Origin of the sequence: Microcoleus sp. F4-D5 (genome assembly GCF_036704885.1) — a bacterium.
Classification (GTDB): Bacteria; Cyanobacteriota; Cyanobacteriia; order Cyanobacteriales; family Microcoleaceae; genus Microcoleus.
The window spans coordinates 20,201-37,429 of the sequence record NZ_JAUBSX010000074.1; the positions used below are offsets into that span (position 1 = coordinate 20,201).

Sequence of the window (17,229 nt, forward strand, 5' to 3'; positions counted from 1 at the left end):
CTCTAACACTAGATATAATCCGTGCTCAAAAAACATCGGCGCATAACCGCAGCGCTCAATTTAGTGATGTTTCACGCTGCGGTTATGCGGCCAATGCGATCGGCTTGACGCTGATAACCCGCCCTGTCTGGCGTGACTGCCGAGCCTGGTGTATAACTCTCTCAAACGCTTAAAATCTCGTAGTTGGTGGGTGCAAACTGCCCTCATAGCGTATTAGTGCGATCGATCGACTTTACCTCATCCTACCAACTGGCGATCGGCAATAAACCTAGTTTATTCTTAATCACCTGTTAAAAGAAGAAGATTGACAGGGCTGGTTAATAGAGTAACAATTTTTAAAGCCTCAAGCCTGAATTCCAAATCCCTAGACTATTAGAGAGATTTTAAAACCTACCTTGACAGGGCTGGAGGTTAAGCACTATTTCTAGAACTAAAAACTGAGAGCGGGATTTTTGTCTTTGAAAGTGAGTCTGATAGAATTTAGGTAACATATATTTTGATAGGTCGAGTGTAACTTTAGTTTGACCTATTTTTTTTAACACAAGTCGATCAAATATGATCCCTGTCTGGGTTTCCGGCGGCGTTGTCACCCCGCCAGATATTTAACGCAATTTATAGGGTTAATTGTTATACCCAAATATTTTACTGTGATTGTTCGAGGTGAACCTTCACTTTTGACTGCTACTCGTGCTATTTTACTTTATGTATTAATTATTTAAATTGGTATAGTTAATGCTTTTTTATTACAACAGCTAACCCACTCGATCGCCCGTCGAGTTAGATTAGCGATCGGTCTCTTTACCTCGGACATAAAATAACCTAAATTAGTAGTTAATCACGTGTTATCAAAAACTTGAATTCTGAATTTGTTTCTAGGGTTTTTAATTGCCCTCAGCCTAGAGTTGTTCAGCGGAACGACAACTTTTGCTCAAAACATCGAAACAATTAAAATTTCCGGTACTGCTGCGGGTGTCAGCACTCGCTACATCGGTGCAGTCGAGGGCAATATCAATTTCGACATTAAAGATTTGCAAGATTTGGGAATTAATACCTGCCGCATTTACGGCGGGATGTCCCGGTGGGAAGCTGAAGACAACGACGGTAAATACGGTTGGCCATATATTGACGAAATTAAGACAAATCCAAATATAATTAATTGGGCGCATTGGGATCGGATTATGACCGATCCGCCCCAGGGTAGCGATTATTGGTGGTCTGGACAACCCGGTACTGTTTGGCAAGGCAATGCCAGGACTATTTTTAATACTCTAAAACAAGCTAAGATTCGCCCGGTGGTGAGTATTAGGAATGTTGATAGTGGCTGGAAGCCGAGTTGGGCGCTGCAACTGAATCCGCCGCGCACAGGAGAAGATTGGAACGAGTGGTGGGAACACGTTTTTGCTACGGTTTATTGGCTGAATGTTCGCAATGATTACCGCGTTGATGATTGGGAAATTCACAACGAACCGGACAATCGCGATCAGGGTTGGGGGGGGACTAGGGCTGACTATTTTGAATTGGTTAAGGTGGCAAAAGATGCGATCGACTTTGTTTACAAAACTTATTTGCCCGATCGCACTTAACGCATCCACTGCCCGAAAACCCTAGGTGGCAGCAATTGGCCCGCTTTTGCCTTGCAGGAAATACCGAATTAATTATTTCAATACAGTCAATGTCCACAACTACGATGCAGATATTTCTAACTACACCCGCAAAGCGCGCGGCTGGATGAACGGTACTGTCACCGTTAACTCGCAGTTTTGGGTAGGAGAATGGGGAATTTACGGGATTAGGTATAACGATTTATCTTTAGCTTTAAGTTTGATTAAAAATTTGATTAGAGGCTCCCAATTGGGGGATAATTGTATTTACGGCAGTCATCTATTCTGTTTGTAAGACTGGGGAAAGCCCAGACGGCCAGAAGGTTTGCTGGGGCTATCGGGTCAGCGGCGCGCCGCCTACTATGCTTTGCGGATGGGAATTAGAGCTTTGCAGGGCGGGAAAGCTAGCTTTTTTCCTATCACTAACAGTTCTGATTTAATGGCAGTTGCAACTCTCGATTGTAGGAACAATTTTTACTTGCTGGCTGTCAACTACCGAGCAAAATCTTACACTGTTAATGGCGATATTTCGGCTCTGATAAAAACCGGGAATGGTACGGTGCGTGAGTTGAGTTTGAAACCAATGGATGAGGTTGTTGGCAGCTTAAAGCTCAAGGGGGGCAATCCGACTTTTGCGGTGCGGGGAAGAGCGCTATTCTCATTAAGTTCGATCGCCAGAATTGAATCTCAAATCCTAGGGGTCAGAATTGGGATAACATAGAATTAGTTATTATCGGAATTATTTATTTTCTGGCTGTTTCGCTCTCTCCCCCTCTGCTCCTCTCCCCCTCTCCCTCTCTCCCCGCTAATTGCACAGTTAAAATACCTAAATCGTCCTGTTGTGATTCCCCTCCTGTCGCTGGTAAATTGTTAGCGTGTAGGTATCTTGCCTCAAACAGAATCCGATCGAGTTCCGTTGAGGGCAAGAAAGTATGGTGCAGTCTAGACAATCGCAGAAATTCTTGCTCGTAAACCCGCAGCAGTTAGGCTGGGCGAGGAATTGCCGGCCAGCCTTCATCTGGGCCCTCTGGCAGATAGCATGGGTTCTGACTTTCAGAACCCGTCCCATGTCAAGATTTGGCACGCAATTAATTTTAAATGCCAAGATGCTGGAAGTAGGGGTGAGTTTAATCGTACAGAAACTTTGAGCGCGCTTGGAAACCTCGCACGCAATGCCTCTCAATCAACCTGCTGCCCGCGATCGGGTTTTTCCAACAAATATCACTTTTATGCCCCCTGATGTTTATTCCCTCCCTCAGTCAGGTCATCAACCGCAATCCCCTCACCGTCACCCCTGAGACGCCTATAGAACAGGCGATCGAGCTGATGAGCAGCACAGGAGCCAGTTACGTCCTCGTGGTAGAACCGCGCGGGAATTCTCAACTCGGCAATCCCACGAACGGGACTTCCCCGCAATTGGGGGAAAACTCCGGTTTCTACAACGGGGTACCGCCTGCGTTACCGCCATCGCTCAACGGTCTCCATCTCAACGGCTCAAAAACTTTCTATCCGGGCGGCCAGACGGTGCTGGGGATTTTTACAGCGCGAGATGTCGTACAGCTAAATTCGATCGGCGCTGCTTTGAGGGGATTTGCGATCGAGCAAATCATGATTAGAACGGTAACTGTAGCCCGAGAATCGGAAATTCCCGACTTTTTTGCCTTAGCAAATCTGCTGGAAAAAAATCAGATCGGCCATTTGCCTGTCGTCAGCGACGCTGAAGAACTTGTCGGTTTAATTAGCTCTCAAAGTTTGGTGCAACTATTGCAGGACATTGGGGAATCCCCACAAAAAGTCAGTAGCCCTTCGCCACCTGCGGCGGGCTTCGCGTTCCCTCCGCCCCTGCCAGTTGTGCATCCGAAATTAGAGCTGCCAGCTCATTTAATTAAACTTTATCAAATCCCTCAAATCGCAGCCTCGCGAATTATTCACGCTCCTGCTACTTCTTCGGTACGCTATTTGGCGCAACTGATGTTTAGACACAATGTTAGCTATGTATTAATTACTGAAACCCCCGAACAACATTCGACTGGTGCTGCTCAAAATTCCAAATTTACAAATCCCAACATTCACAAACTGGTTGGCGTGGTAAGTTCGCAGGACATCGTGCAGTTGCAGGCGCTGGGAAGAGACTCTAACAGAATTAAAGCGGGAGCAATTTGCAACAGTTCGCCGCCGCTAATAAGATCGCACTCTACCCTCGAAGCAGCAGTCGCCCTGCTGCAAAAAAACTACTGTCAGTTGCCTTTATTAGTCATCAACGAAAGCAATCACCCGATCGGGATTATCAATCCTAAAACTATCCTTTTACAAGCGCTGGATTCAAAATCTCTGCATTCTGGCTTGATCGCTTTGCAGCGCCAGCTAGAATCTAGCAACGCGCAATACAAAAGACTCTCGGCAGAAATACAGATTCCGGCAGCAAATCGCCCCCGAGGTGCAGAAATTTATCAAAACAATTTCCCCTTGCCCCCTAATCTCCCCCCTGCCGTCAACAATCAGGGGATTTGGGATTGGAATCTCGAAACTGATGAGTTTTTTTATTCAGCCCGATGGCAAGAAATGCTGGGCTACAAAGAAGGGGAAATCTTGAATCGCCGATCTGAATGGTGGAGTCGCATCCACAGAGATGACATTGACCGAGTAAAGGCAGCTTTAGAAGATCACTTCGCCCAAAAGACAGCGGATTTTGCAGCAGAATATCGGATGTACTGCAAAGACGGCAGCACTATCTGGGTGCTGAACCGGGGTCAAGTTTTGCGCAGCGCTAGTGGCAAACCCCTGCGGGTAGTAGGAACTCATACAGATATTACTCCAAACAAGCTGTTAGAAGTTAAAAGCCGCGAACGCGATCGGGATCAATTTCAACTATTTGACTCTTTGAAAGCAACAGTAATTTTCCAGATAGATGCGGCGGGAGTTTGGACATTTCTCAACCACGCTTGGACGGAAATTACACAGTTTTCGGTTGCCGAAAGTTTGCAAACTAATTTTTTAGATTGGGTTCATCCAGATGAACGCGCGGAATGTGCAAATTTATTGGAGTCTTTGCTATCGGGAAAGTCGGAATTTGAACGGCGAGAAGTGCGATTTAAGTACAAGTCGGAGTCGGGGCAAAACTCCTTGGGAATCCACAGTGATGTCGGCTTTATTTCCGTTGAAATATTTGCCCAAGTCCGGCGGAATTCCCAAGGCGAAATAGTGGGAATTTTAGGGACTTTGCACGATGTCTGCAACCGCCTCGAAGGGGTTGAGGAACTGCGGGAAAGCGAGCGGGCAATTCGATCGCTCTACGAGGTAATGGTGAGCTCTGAAGGCTCTTTTGACGATCGAACGATCCGGTTGCTGGCAATGGGTTGCAGTCAGTTTGGGATGGATATCGGGCTGTTGGGAAGGGTTTTGGGCGATCGCTACGAAGTGATCGCGGCTTATGTACCGGAAGATTTTCCCTTTGGATTTGCTAAGGGAGACGGTTTTGCTTTGAGTAGAACCTTCGAGCGAGAAGTTTTGCGATCGAGCGAACCTATTTCTGTCGAATCAGCCGGCACTACTCAGTGGCGCAACCACCCCGCTTACAGCGTGCGGAAGTTGGAGGCTTTTGTGGGGACTAGGGTAATAGTGCAAGGGCGAGTTTTTGGGACTTTGAGCTTTACTTCCCGCACCACTAAATCTCCTTTGAAACCGCTGAATTTTGAAATTTTAAAGTTGATGGGCAATTACATAGGCGCGGAAATTGCCCGCGAAGAACGAGAGCGAACTTTGCAACGTCAGTACCAGCGCGTCTTGCTCCTTAAACAAATCACTCAAAAAGTGCGATCGACCTTAGATACTCAAGAAATTTTTCAGACTACCGCCACCCAAATCGGCCGGGTCTTTGGCGTCAATCGCTGTACAATTCATACCTATCTTTCCGAACCTTATCCCCACCTTCCTTGCGTCGCGGAATACTTAGAACCCGGTCACGAATCGGCTTTAGATTTAGAACTTTCTGTCACTTACAACCCCTACACAGAAAAACTCCTAGCTGAAGATATAGCCTTGGCCTCTCCCGATGTGTTTGCCGATCCTTTGCTCGAATCTTCGGGGCCTATGTGCCGACGCATCGGACTAAAATCTATGTTGGCGGTTCGCACTTCCTATCAAGGAGAACCGAATGGAATTATTACTTTGCACCAGTGCGATGCAACTCGCCAGTGGACTCCCGACGAAATTGAACTGTTAGAAGATGTTGCCGCTCAAGTCGGAATTACGTTAGCTCAAGCACAACTTTTAGAAACGGAAGTTCACCGACAGCGACAGTTGGCAGAGCAAAATGAAGCTTTGGATCACGCGCGACAAGCCGCAGAAGTTGCTAACAGAGCTAAAAGCGAATTTTTAGCAACGATGAGTCACGAAATCCGCACTCCGATGAATGCGGTAATCGGGATGACGGGTTTGCTGCTCGATATGGAACTAACTCCTGAACAGCGGGATTTTGTGGAGACAATTCGCACCAGCGGCGATGCTTTGCTAACTATTATTAACGATATCCTAGACTTTTCCAAGATTGAATCGGGAAAAATGGATTTGGAATGCAGCCCCTTCGACCTGCAAAACAGTATAGAAGAAGCTCTGGAATTGCTGGCTCCGAGAGCGTCGGAAAAAGGTTTAGAGTTAGCTTATTTTATAGACGATTCTGTTCCCAAAAAGATTTTAGGAGATGTCACGAGGCTCCGCCAAATATTGGTAAATTTACTAGGAAATGCTGTTAAGTTTACAGAATCCGGCGAAATTGTGGTCTGCTGTACGGCTAGGCAAATCGAGCCTGTAGCTGCTAAGATTTCGCAGGAAATAATCAATATTCTAGAGCCGCAACCGCTAGCAATTAAACAGGGACAGTTGGCAAGTAGGAGACAATACGAGATTCAATTTGCTGTCCAAGATACCGGAATTGGCATTCCGCCAGACCGGATCGATCGCCTGTTTAAAGCTTTTTCGCAGGTGGATGCTTCGACAACCCGACATTACGGCGGCACGGGTTTGGGACTGGCTATCAGCCAGCGTTTGAGCGATCTGATGGGGGGTACAATGTGGGTTGTCAGTCAAGTCGATCCGGGAAGTTCCAAGTCTCAACCTGCAGTTTCTGCGATCGGACAAAGTATCGCTGGAAGGTCGCCTGCTGGATTTGCTCCCCCATCGATATCGGGTTCTGGTTCTATTTTTTATTTCACGGTGATTGCTGAAGCCACGGAGAGCCATGCTGAGGAAAAACGGCCGGAATTTGCCGCTGGTAAACGTTTGTTAATTGTTGAGAATCATGCCATTAATCGGCAAGTTTTGATCCGGCAGGCTGAGTCTTGGGGAATGATCCCGATTGCCGTAACTTCTGGTGCTGAGGCTTTGGAAATTATCAAACAAAATTCGGCGCTCGATTTAGCTATTTTGGCGATGAATCTACCAGATATGGATGGTGTGGCTTTGGCTGTGGAGATGCGAAAACTTGAGCAGAGTCATTTGTTTGGCGGTGACGGGCTAAATCAGAATGCCATCAAAGTTACAAATCCTCGCAAAGTGGCGCTGCCTTTGGTGCTGTTTACTTATTTGAGCAAGGCGGAAGTTTGGAAAAAACTTGAAACTACAGAAGTACATTTTTCTGCTTTTTTAACTAAGCCTCTCAAACAGTCCCAGTTTTATAATGTGTTGCTGCAAGTTTTTGGATATGTTACTGGTCGAAGCGGTAAGGGGGAACTTTCAAATGTGGCTACTTTGACTTCGGGATTGAAGTATTTTGAAAATTCTCAAGAACAGCACCGCGTGCAGCGGACGCCTGCGGTTTTGAGGCAGGTTGCGAGCCATTCGGTTGGACATGATGCACCTAATTCTAGTCAGATTCGGATTTTGCTTGCCGAGGACAATGTAGTGAACCAAAAAGTCGCTACGCATTTGCTCGACAGGATAGGATATCGCGCCGATATTGCGGCTAATGGGTTGGAGGTTTTGGAGGCGTGCAAGCGGCAATCTTACGATGTTGTGCTGATGGACGTGCAGATGCCGGAGATGGACGGGTTGGAAGCGACGCGCCGGATTTGTCAGGAATGGCCCGCTAACAAGAAGCCGAGAATTATTGCGATGACTGCTAATGCGATGCAGGGCGATCGCGAAAAGTGCATGGAAGCAGGTATGGACGATTATATTACTAAGCCCGTGCGCCGGGAAGAGTTGGCGATCGCCCTGAGCAAGTGCCAACCTCTGGATCGGAGTGAATGGGAGGCAGTTACCGATCCGAAAAATCCAGATGTGGCTGACAAAGTTGACAGTGGGGGTGCTGGAGATTCGAGCGTTCAACCGGGAGCAGATTCGCCGATTGATTTTCATATTTTGCAGAATCTCCGCGAGCTAGATGATGAGGAAGACCCGGATTTTTTGGGGGAGTTGATTAAGATATATTTGTTAGATGCACCGCAGCATTTAGAAACAATTAAGGAGGCTATTTTTCTCGGCGATGCTGATAGTTTGAAGCTGGCTTCTCACACGCTGAAGTCGAGCAGCGCCAATTTAGGAGCCCTGTCTTTTTCTGAAGTTTGCAAGGAGTTGGAGTATATGGGCCGCGTGGCGGTTGAGTCTGGAGGGGAACAGATTTTTGATGCGATTACGGCGCGCGATCGCCTGTTGGAAGCCCAAGCGGAGTGGGAAAAGGTGCGGGCGGCTTTTGAAAGGGAATTGGCAACGGGGAAGTTGCGATCGCAAATGGGTAATTGCTAATGGGTAATTGGTAATTGCCAATTGGGAATTGCCGTTACCGATTACCAGAATAGCTATTTAACTTTCACCTAAATACGCTTTGCGAACAGTTTCATTTGACTGCAAATCGCTAGCAGTACCAGCCACTACAACCTGACCGGTTTGGATGACATAGCCGCGGTGGGCTACACTTAAAGCCATGCGGGCGTTTTGTTCTACCAGTAAAATAGTTGTTCCTTCAGCATTAATATCGCGGACGATCGCAAAAATTTGACTGACTAACATCGGTGCCAATCCCATACTCGGCTCGTCCAATAATAACAAGCGGGGGCGCGACATCAAAGCTCGGGCGATCGCCAGCATTTGCTGTTCGCCGCCGCTGAGAGTGCCCCCTTTTTGGCTAATTCTTTCTCGCAAACGAGGAAATAAATTTAATGCTTTTTCCATATCTGACTTGATACCGAGAGTATCGTTGCGGAGATAAGCACCCATTTCCAAATTTTCTTGCACCGTCATTCGCGGAAAAATTAGCCTCCCTTCGGGACTTTGAGAAATACCCAAACGGACGATCGCCTCTGTAGATAGTGTTTCTAAAGGCTTTCCCTCAAATAATACAGTGCCTTGGCGCGGGCGCAGCAGTCCTTGAATCGTGCGGAGAGTTGTAGTTTTCCCCGCCCCGTTGCTGCCGATTAATGTCACAACTTCTCCCTGCGAGACTGTTAGCGATACTCCTTTGAGAGCGTGAATATTTCCGTAATAGGTGTGAATGTCTTTGATTTCCAACATAATTACTCTTTTTGCTTTGTCCTTTGTTATATTATCCCGACTAATTATAAATTTTTATTGCATTTATTGAAAATTAACCATGTTTAGAGTAAATAGTAATTTTACTTAGACCGACACTCAGCCGTAGCTCCTACACCATGTATTTTTAGGAGCGATAGCGACTAACTTTACAGAACTTTTAATCAAATACAAGATTTATTGACCGTATCTTTACAAAACTATCTATTTACTTAGATAGTATGAATACGTTAGGGAAAGCAACCGCTACAAATACAGCGTATCCCAGGTTTATGAAGTAAACCCGCCTATCGATCGAGCCCCGTAGGGACACGGCACTGCCCTGTGCCTAATGCTTCATAAACCTGGGATACGCTGTAACAAAAAATAACAGCACTTAAAATTTTTGAAATTTAATTGGAGATTTACCATGAAATTAAATCACAGCACCGGAGCGATCGCATTTTTATTAGCAACTCCTTTAGTAACCGGCTTGACTGTAGGCATTGCCCCTAGCAGTGCTGCAATAATCGCAGGTTCGACGGCAGCAGCAACCATGGAAAACTTCAGTCACAAACCGACTGATACAGGTAGATTTACTAACACTTACACTCAGACAATAGCTAACAGCGGTTCAGTTATTAGCCAAGCGAAAGCTGATGCAGTTTTTACATCTAACTGTCACGAATTGCTGGCAGCAAATCTCTCGAAGAGTGAAGCCACAGGTAGAGGCAGCAACTATTCCGGTTTAGCTCAAAGTCAAGCAGCAGTTATCGGTGACTTCGACATTGATGCCGAAGAAACTTTTTCCTTCAATTTCCAGACAGTTTTAGATCTTTTAATATCAGTGGAGAACCGCCAATCCGAACGCGCCAGCGCGACGGGCACGATATCTTTTTGGTTGATTAACACTGTTACAAACATTCTGTTAGACTCCTTTGAAATTGCCAGCGGTTTAGACTCTTCGAGTGGCTTTTATGCAAACGTGTCCTCTACCAACAGCTTTAATCCCACAGCCATTAATTTTAATTTAATGGCTGAAGGAAGTGCAGCAACAAGCCTCCTGTATACTTCGGGGGTCTATTCGCGGAAATTCGCCAGCGCCACTAACCTAAGGTTAGTAGAAGTTAGTAACAATATCGCAGAGGCAGAAGTAGAAGCAGTTCCAGAACCGACCACAGTATTAGGTACTGCAATATTTTTAGGATGGTTGGTCAGGGGGCGAAAATTTAATAATAAATTGTCTCAATTCAAATCAAAAGTTTAGGAAAATCCCCTAAAATCAATTCGTAGGGTACGCATGGCGCGCCTCATATCTTTTCCGTTGACTTGCTCGTTATAAAATGCTGTCGCCCGGGGCGGGTTGATAAATATTATCGATTGAAATGACAGATTTTTGGTCAAACCAGCCCCTAATTCTATTTCGGTTAATTTGCCGGACATTCTATCACTTTTTCGTAGGGTGCGCACTGCGAACCTCACTTATCTGTCGGCATACAATACCGATTATCAATGTCCATGTTCTTCTTTTCCCAAATAGGCCTCAATCACTCGAGGATCGGCGCGAACTTCGGCCGGAGTTCCCTCAGCAATTTTAGTACCGTACTCCATAACACTGACGCGATCGCTAATTCCCATCACGACCTTCATATCATGTTCAATCAGCAAAATACTCAAATCCAACTCATCGCGAATCCGATAAATAAAGCGAGTTAAATCAGCCGTTTCGTTCGGGTTCATCCCCGCCGTCGGTTCGTCCAAAAGCAACACTTTCGGATCGGAAGCCAAAGCCCTGGCAATTTCCAATCTCCGCTGGTCGCCGTAGGAAAGGTTTTTTGCCAACTCCGGCGCTTTAGCAGCACCTAAACCGACAAAATCAAGCATACTCAAGGCTTTTTTCTTAGCTTCCCGCTCTTCTGCAATCACAGCCGGAGGGCGGAGGATGGCACCCAACAAACCAGTTTTCAATCGGCAGTGTCTACCTACTAAAACATTATCCAGCACAGTCATGTTGTTAAACAAGCGGATATTTTGAAAAGTTCTAGCAATGCCGAAAGTAGTCAGGCGATCGGGCGGCAAACCAGTGATATTCTTATGTTCGAGGAGCAACAAGCCGGCACTGGGTTTGTAGATACCAGTCAGCATATTAAAAAAAGTAGTTTTGCCCGCGCCGTTGGGCCCTATCAAACTGGCGATCGAGCCTTTTTCCAATGTTAAGCTAACCTGGTTGACGGCAGTCAAACCACCGAATCGCATTGTAAGTTGCTGTGCTTCTAATAGTGACATTTTGGTTGTGATTCCTAATATTAGTTAAGCTGTTAAAAAGTTGACCCTTCAGTTTTCGGACAAAAACACTGGAAAATTAAATGAGAGACAGTTCAGCTAAGGTTTAATATCTCTCCAGCGCCTAGCTTCGATGTGGTACTGTTGTAGCAATCGGTTAAAGTCTTCGGTATCAGTTGTTGCAATGATTACCTCTATTCCTATTCTCTTAATAATGACGGCTTGAGCGGCTATGATTAAGTCTGCATCGTAGGCTACATAAGAATTATTGTGTGCAAAAGCCCATAACTCAGCCGCTTCTTGCATTACGTTGCCCTCTTCGCAAGTAACTGGAAAATATGCAACTCCTTTTTTTGTGATTAGCGCATCTAGCCTTTCAATAGCTTTAAGAGCTTTTTGTTTCTCTTCGAGTCCAGATTTGCGATCGCGGATCCGTCTGAGATGCTCGCGCCTTGCTTCATAGTTTGCGATTTCGGATATAGCTACAGGAGTTCTTTCATTTATTAGCGTCGTTAACCAGTCCTCACATTCACTTGCTTCTAGAATCGATTCCTTAACTTCGCTTTTAGCGTTTTGAGCCAACCTAGTTTTGCTTTGCTCAACATCGGGATGTATGAGTTTTCCGACGACACCCGTATCTAAAAAAATTAACGTACTCATGAATTAGGTTGCTAGTTGTCCGATAGCTTTTTCAGCTCACTAATGTCCTCTTCACGCCAGGACTGCAAAGTTTTAAGGAGTTCTTGTTTATCATCTGTTTCTATGGCATTCTTAGCTTCTTCATAGAGTGCTTTATATGAGAATTTTTTGCGATCGTGCCTATCAATTTCCCACAAAATTGCTTTGGCTGCATTTCTTATGCCTATAGCTTGGCTGGTGATTTCATCTGCTGGTCTTTTCTTGGCATAATCTTCAAATGTTTTATAGCTGATTAGTGTCTGAGCTAGATCTTTGGCTAATTCGCGACCTCTTTTGGTAAAGAAGTTTAGATAATTTTCTGCAATATCTAATAAATTGATGAGTCCTGCGTAAAACAATCCTAGTTGCTTTACTTCGTTGTCTTCAAGAGATGCAGCAAGCATATAAAGTTGGGCAGACATCATTGTTCTAGATATTTTAGCCCAAAGTTGTACATTTTCTATGCCATCAACAGCTTCCTTCGGGGCAAAGTCTTCGTACTTTGTCTTAAATGCTTCGACGCTACGTTCAAGTTCTTCTAAGCTTTTATGTCTCTCAGAAGGATTGCTTTCTGATTCAATATGGAGATAAAGCTCGTAGATTGACAGCAGCTCTCGAAGAGCCTCCTCTGGTGCCAGAGCATCTTGAGATTGGAATGCTTTTTCTAAGGATTGTTGTATCGCTGCAAATTGTTCTCCAACTCCCTTAATTTCTTCGGTGTAATTGCTTTTTTCAATGATTTGTTTTGTCGCTAAAGTCATAGCTTTGAATAATTGGAGGGATTCCGCCTTGGCCAGACGATACAGAGGATGGCTAATCCTGGTGCCGTGACGACCAAGCTGGTTAATTACTAGTTTAGCCTACCTGAGACATTGGCAAATACTTTTGGAGGCATTAGCGTACAGACAAAGTGCGATCGTCTTTGCTGTGCTCTGCGGTGCGTCAGCAGCCAATTGTCTCAGTTGAGTCAAATATCGGGACTGACGCACCCTACTGCATTTTCTAACGTACAAACAAAATAGAATTTGAAAAGATTAGATTCTAGCGAACGTCCAGGGCGATATTGTGCGTGTAAATCGGCAGTCGAAAAGTTTTCAATAACTTTGAGATTCAGTTCGTCAGCCAAAGTTGCAATGTTTTCAAACCCAGTAATCCACGGTGCATACATACTTTCGTATCGATCTATGTAATCATTGATATCTTGGTAGCCCGTCGTTCTCAAAATCACCTTTTCCGACATATAATCAAAGGACAATCGAAAACTCTTCACATGGTCGCGAATTTGTTCTAACACAAATATTACATCTTTTTTGTCAAGCAAGGTAGTGTTGCCTTCCCACAAAAAATATGTCTGTCGAGCGAAATCAAATGCACTCTGTTTCAGCAAAGAAATTAAACCATCTTTTACGTAGTCGCCGGGAATGTAGCGAACATTGGCAGTAACTTTGTTCGCTTTGAGAGTTTCTTCTTTTAATTGAAGAGTCGCGCGGTCGTCTATTTCAAAATAAGTGACTTTTTCTCCATTAATTCTCGCGGCGCGAGTATCCAAACCCGAACCTAAAATAACTACTTGCTTGCAACCTCCTAAAATGTGATTTGACAAAACATCATCAAAATATTTAGTCCGCAACTTAACCATTTCTTTAGCGACGGGAGAGTTTTGAGCTATTTTTGCAGCTATTTCTTTTGTTTCCTCGTTGAGCCAAATTTTTACTACATTATCAGTGTAAAGAGGAATTGCCTCTTCATTCTCTTCTGCTCTAAATTCCGCAACTATAAAAGCCGTACCAGTTACATTTTTCATGGCTAACCTTTCACGCTTACTAAGTAGTGGGTTACAAATAAACATTAGATGGGGAGGTTTATTTTACACTTATAAACTCCCTTGCATCCTAGATTCTTAGTTAAACCTGCCTACAAAATACGAGGGTTTTTTGCCCTTGCCTACTTATTGACTTCTCGCATCTGCTAAAGACTCATTGCTCGCTTCAGCATCCGAATGCAGTTCAGCTTGGTGTATCTTATCGGGAATCAGCCCCTCCGGCCGCACGATCATCATGACAACAAGAGTTAGGCCGAAGAGAAATAAGCGCATTTGAATCGGGTCTAAACTGGTTGCCAGAAAGTCTTGTAACTGGGGAATTGCAATCCTGGGGAGTACAAAAGTATTCAGAAAACCCTTGAGGACTTGGGCTAATTGTGGCAGATAAAGCCGATCGGCAGACATGATAATGATAGCGCCCAAAATCACCCCGGTCATGTTGCCCAAACCGCCTAAAATCACCATACACAGGATGATTACCGACACCGAGAAATCGAAAACGCTGGGAAAAATTGCGCTGATATAGGCGGCGTAAAACGCGCCGGCAAAGCCCGAAAACGTCGCTCCCATCGCAAAAGCCGAAAGTTTGGTTTTGACCAGGTTAATGCCCATCGCACTAGCCGCTAATTCATCTTCGCGCATGGCATTCCAGGCCCTGCCCAAGCGGGAATCTCGCAGCCGGGAAATCATGAAGTAAGCGAAGACAACTAGCAGCAAAATTAGGTAGTACCAGGGAAAGTAGTTGCCGGTGCTGAAAGTGCCGACGATGGGGAGAGATGGACGCCCGATCGGGTTTATGCCCGCTTCGCCGCCGGTGAGGTTAAAAGGTCGATCGCACCCAACCAGACACAGCACCAACTCGGGTTTACCCAGCAGGGAAGCAACAATCTTCGAGACTGGTTCGTCGATCCGAATCGCCGTTAAATTCCTAAAGACAACCGGGATAATTTCGCCAAAACCGAGGGTAACGATCGCCAAATAATCGCCCCTGAGCCGCAGTGTCGGAATACCGAGGATTACGCCCGCGATCGCAGCTACACCGGCCGCGATCGGCAGTACCACCCAAAAGTTCCAAGCAATATTTAACTGTCCAGAAGATAGCAAAGCCGTCGTGTAAGCGCCGATCGCAAAAAACGCCGCATATCCCAAATCCAACAAACCCGCAAAACCCACAGTAATATTCAAACCCAGCGCCAACATAATAAAGATTTGAATCTGTACTACAGTAGCAATCCAGCCGGTTTGAGCCTGAATGTCGATAAACGGAAACAGAATTAGAATAAAAGCTAATGTCACCAGAGTTGCCATCCGCTGGCGTTCCCCCTGCAAACCCTGCAAAGCACCCATTAACGTAGCTGTCAAAATTGCGATCGTCAAACTGCAAATCCCGTACAGCAGCGTAGTCGGCAAAGCAACAGCAGATTGCCCAGAAAAAGGTCTAATCAAAACCCCTTCTACCACACTCGCAACTAACAGCCAAACTCCCAATCCCACTCCCGCTAAACTGCCGATCGCAGCACCCATTTTCGGGCTGTAAACCTTCCGACCCCGACAGCTCATAAACCCTGCCGCCGTACCCATCAGCCAGCCGATCACGGTACCGCTCCAACCCCCGAATAACAAAACAGTCAAAGAGGCGATCGCCCCTAAAATACCAGTCGATTTGATCGCATTAATTATTTCTTTTGACATAGGAATAAATTATTAGTCATTAGTTATTAGTCAGCACTCAGTAGTTAGATGCAAGAATGCTAGGAATCGCAGTTTTATAGATGCAACTGACGCGGACAGTGCCAATTTCTGCCTCAAGCAACTCGATCGACTGCTTATCGTGGAAACGGTCGATCGGGCTAGCTACAGTTTAGAGTCTTTTGAGAGCGATTGTTTCACCACAGCGCTCGAAACTTCAAATATACTGGAACTGTTACCGGAACACACTTCAAACGGGCGATCGCTATATGGTACAAGCACCTCAAAAAACTATCACCCTTGACGAGTTTTTGCAACTCCCAGAAACCACACCCGCTAGCGAATACATCAAAGGTGCGATCGTACAAAAACCTATGCCACAAGGAAAACACAGTACAATTCAGGGAGAACTCATCACGAGGGTTAATGCAGCGAGCAAACCTCAGCGGATTGCTTGGGCATTTCCAGAACTTCGCTGCACCTTTGGCGGACGTTCTATTGTCCCCGATGTCGCGATTTTTGTTTGGAATCGCATTCCCCTAGACGCTGAGGGCGAAATTGCCAATACATTTAACGCTCACCCAGACTGGACAATAGAAATTTTGTCCCCAGCCCAAAGCCAAACCAAAGTTACAAACAATATTTTGCACTGTTTGAATGCCGGTTGTCAGATGGGTTGGTTGCTCGATCCCGATGAAAAAAACATTTTAGCCTATCCCGCAAAGCAGCAGCCTATTTCCTTGCAAGAACCAACAGATATACTTCCGATGCCAAATTTTATGCCGGAAATGCAGTTGACTTTAGGCGAAGTTTTTGGCTGGCTCAAACCAGGGAATATTTAAAACGTAAAACTAAAACGTAAAACGATCTCGCGCTTTATTTATTATTCGTCGCCTCGCGCGATCGAATCACCTTGACGAAAAACTACATATCCAGCAGCCATGAATATTCATACTGACGTACCGTTTCGATTCGAGTCTGAATGCTTCCTGTGGGTCGTAGAAAACGTTTATAGTTCCAAGGAGTGCGATCGCCTGATTTCTCTGATTGAAGCATCTGCACCGGCGATCGCGACAAATAATCCGATGTTCCGCGACCAGGATCGCGTCATCAGGGACGACCCGGAAATGTCCGCAGATTTGTTTCGGAGGCTTCGTCCCCACATTCCCTCGCGCATGGGTAACTTTGTTCTAGTGGGCTTGAACGAACGTCTGAGGATGTATCGCTATCGATCGGGTCAGCGATTTGCGCCTCACATGGATCATTGGTATTGTCCAAGTGATTCTCAGGTGACACTTCACAGCGTTCTCGTGTACCTCAACGCTGATTTCGAGGGGGGAGAAACTCGCTTCACCGAACAACTCGAACATACCGTAGTCCCCAAAACTGGTATGACTGTGATTTTCCAACACAAACTCACGCACGAAGGATGTACAGTCAGAACTGGTACGAAGTATGCCATGCGTACCGATGTTATCTATGAAAGATTAGAAGGGAAGTAGCAATCGAATTTAATTATCTACCCATCCTTTTATAAGGCAATTCTTATCTTATTATGATAAGTATCTTTTGCCCTTATTTAGGGCTTGCTGAATCAGTGTCAAAAGGTTACACCACCAGGATTAAGAGAGCGGACGATCAATAATGGTCGCC

At 45.5% G+C, this 17,229-nt stretch carries 14 protein-coding genes; 8 read left to right on the forward strand and 6 right to left on the reverse strand.

All coding sequences use genetic code 11. The features are described from left to right. The first annotated feature begins 866 nt into the window (after positions 1–866). The 5 genes from QUA80_RS26280 to QUA80_RS26300 all read left to right on the forward strand — a co-directional run bounded on the left by QUA80_RS26280 (position 867) and on the right by QUA80_RS26300 (position 8,342). A complete protein-coding gene (locus QUA80_RS26280; RefSeq protein ID WP_333427936.1) occupies positions 867–1,583 on the forward strand; it encodes a hypothetical protein in 717 nt (238 codons plus the stop codon). A gap of 25 nt (positions 1,584–1,608) precedes the next feature. After that, positions 1,609–1,896 (forward strand): hypothetical protein, encoded by a 288-nt coding sequence (locus QUA80_RS26285; protein ID WP_333427937.1) that lies wholly within the window; start codon positions 1,609–1,611, stop codon positions 1,894–1,896. Positions 1,897–1,926: 30 nt separating this feature from the next. After that, positions 1,927–2,322 (forward strand): hypothetical protein, encoded by a 396-nt coding sequence (locus tag QUA80_RS26290; RefSeq protein WP_333427938.1) that lies wholly within the window; start codon positions 1,927–1,929, stop codon positions 2,320–2,322. A 211-nt stretch (positions 2,323–2,533) separates the two neighbouring features. Next, positions 2,534–2,749 carry a hypothetical protein gene (locus QUA80_RS26295; RefSeq protein ID WP_333427939.1) on the forward strand — a complete coding sequence of 72 codons (216 nt, stop codon included), beginning with the start codon at positions 2,534–2,536 and terminating at the stop codon, positions 2,747–2,749. Between the two features lie 91 nt (positions 2,750–2,840). Next, positions 2,841–8,342 (forward strand): response regulator, encoded by a 5,502-nt coding sequence (locus tag QUA80_RS26300; protein WP_333427940.1) that lies wholly within the window; start codon positions 2,841–2,843, stop codon positions 8,340–8,342. A gap of 57 nt (positions 8,343–8,399) precedes the next feature. Here the strand turns inward: QUA80_RS26300 and QUA80_RS26305 are convergent, their stop codons facing one another. Then, positions 8,400–9,107: an ABC transporter ATP-binding protein gene (locus QUA80_RS26305; RefSeq protein ID WP_333427941.1), complete on the reverse strand. Its 708-nt coding sequence runs from the start codon at positions 9,105–9,107 to the stop codon at positions 8,400–8,402. A gap of 427 nt (positions 9,108–9,534) precedes the next feature. Here QUA80_RS26305 and QUA80_RS26310 point away from each other — a divergent pair, with 427 nt between their 5' ends. Beyond that, entirely contained in the window at positions 9,535–10,371 is an 837-nt protein-coding gene (locus tag QUA80_RS26310) for a PEP-CTERM sorting domain-containing protein (protein ID WP_333427942.1), read from the forward strand. Between the two features lie 242 nt (positions 10,372–10,613). On the opposite strand, the gene QUA80_RS26315 is transcribed toward QUA80_RS26310, so the two are convergent. The 5 genes from QUA80_RS26315 to QUA80_RS26335 form a co-directional block, all read right to left on the reverse strand. After that, positions 10,614–11,390, reverse strand: a complete 777-nt coding sequence (locus QUA80_RS26315; protein WP_333427943.1) for an ABC transporter ATP-binding protein — start codon at positions 11,388–11,390, stop codon at positions 10,614–10,616. A 96-nt stretch (positions 11,391–11,486) separates the two neighbouring features. Further along, positions 11,487–12,047 (reverse strand): hypothetical protein, encoded by a 561-nt coding sequence (locus tag QUA80_RS26320; RefSeq protein WP_333427944.1) that lies wholly within the window; start codon positions 12,045–12,047, stop codon positions 11,487–11,489. A gap of 11 nt (positions 12,048–12,058) precedes the next feature. Further along, positions 12,059–12,826, reverse strand: coding sequence for a hypothetical protein (locus QUA80_RS26325; RefSeq protein WP_333427945.1), 768 nt, complete (start codon positions 12,824–12,826; stop codon positions 12,059–12,061). A gap of 206 nt (positions 12,827–13,032) precedes the next feature. Further along, entirely contained in the window at positions 13,033–13,869 is an 837-nt protein-coding gene (locus QUA80_RS26330; protein ID WP_333427946.1) for an SAM-dependent methyltransferase, read from the reverse strand. 144 nt (positions 13,870–14,013) lie between these two features. After that, positions 14,014–15,579: an ABC transporter permease subunit gene (locus QUA80_RS26335; protein WP_333427947.1), complete on the reverse strand. Its 1,566-nt coding sequence runs from the start codon at positions 15,577–15,579 to the stop codon at positions 14,014–14,016. A gap of 266 nt (positions 15,580–15,845) precedes the next feature. Between QUA80_RS26335 and QUA80_RS26340 the strand changes: the two genes are divergently transcribed. Together QUA80_RS26340 and QUA80_RS26345 are read left to right on the forward strand one after the other, a co-directional pair. Then, complete coding sequence (locus tag QUA80_RS26340; protein WP_333427948.1) at positions 15,846–16,418, forward strand: Uma2 family endonuclease; 573 nt, start codon at positions 15,846–15,848, stop codon at positions 16,416–16,418. A 99-nt stretch (positions 16,419–16,517) separates the two neighbouring features. After that, positions 16,518–17,078 carry a 2OG-Fe(II) oxygenase gene (locus QUA80_RS26345; protein WP_333427949.1) on the forward strand — a complete coding sequence of 187 codons (561 nt, stop codon included), beginning with the start codon at positions 16,518–16,520 and terminating at the stop codon, positions 17,076–17,078. Positions 17,079–17,229 lie beyond the last annotated feature (151 nt).

Excerpts from the sequence above, each read along its gene's own strand:
- QUA80_RS26295 (WP_333427939.1), top strand. The coding sequence starts at position 2,534 with ATGGTGCAGTCTAGACAATCGCAGAAATTCTTGCTCGTAAACCCGCAG.
- QUA80_RS26300 (WP_333427940.1), top strand. The coding sequence starts at position 2,841 with ATGTTTATTCCCTCCCTCAGTCAGGTCATCAACCGCAATCCCCTCACC.
- QUA80_RS26305 (WP_333427941.1), bottom strand. The coding sequence starts at position 9,107 with ATGTTGGAAATCAAAGACATTCACACCTATTACGGAAATATTCACGCT.
- QUA80_RS26310 (WP_333427942.1), top strand. The coding sequence starts at position 9,535 with ATGAAATTAAATCACAGCACCGGAGCGATCGCATTTTTATTAGCAACT.
- QUA80_RS26315 (WP_333427943.1), bottom strand. The coding sequence starts at position 11,390 with ATGTCACTATTAGAAGCACAGCAACTTACAATGCGATTCGGTGGTTTG.
- QUA80_RS26320 (WP_333427944.1), bottom strand. The coding sequence starts at position 12,047 with ATGAGTACGTTAATTTTTTTAGATACGGGTGTCGTCGGAAAACTCATA.
- QUA80_RS26325 (WP_333427945.1), bottom strand. The coding sequence starts at position 12,826 with ATGACTTTAGCGACAAAACAAATCATTGAAAAAAGCAATTACACCGAA.
- QUA80_RS26330 (WP_333427946.1), bottom strand. The coding sequence starts at position 13,869 with ATGAAAAATGTAACTGGTACGGCTTTTATAGTTGCGGAATTTAGAGCA.
- QUA80_RS26335 (WP_333427947.1), bottom strand. The coding sequence starts at position 15,579 with ATGTCAAAAGAAATAATTAATGCGATCAAATCGACTGGTATTTTAGGG.
- QUA80_RS26340 (WP_333427948.1), top strand. The coding sequence starts at position 15,846 with ATGGTACAAGCACCTCAAAAAACTATCACCCTTGACGAGTTTTTGCAA.
- QUA80_RS26345 (WP_333427949.1), top strand. The coding sequence starts at position 16,518 with ATGAATATTCATACTGACGTACCGTTTCGATTCGAGTCTGAATGCTTC.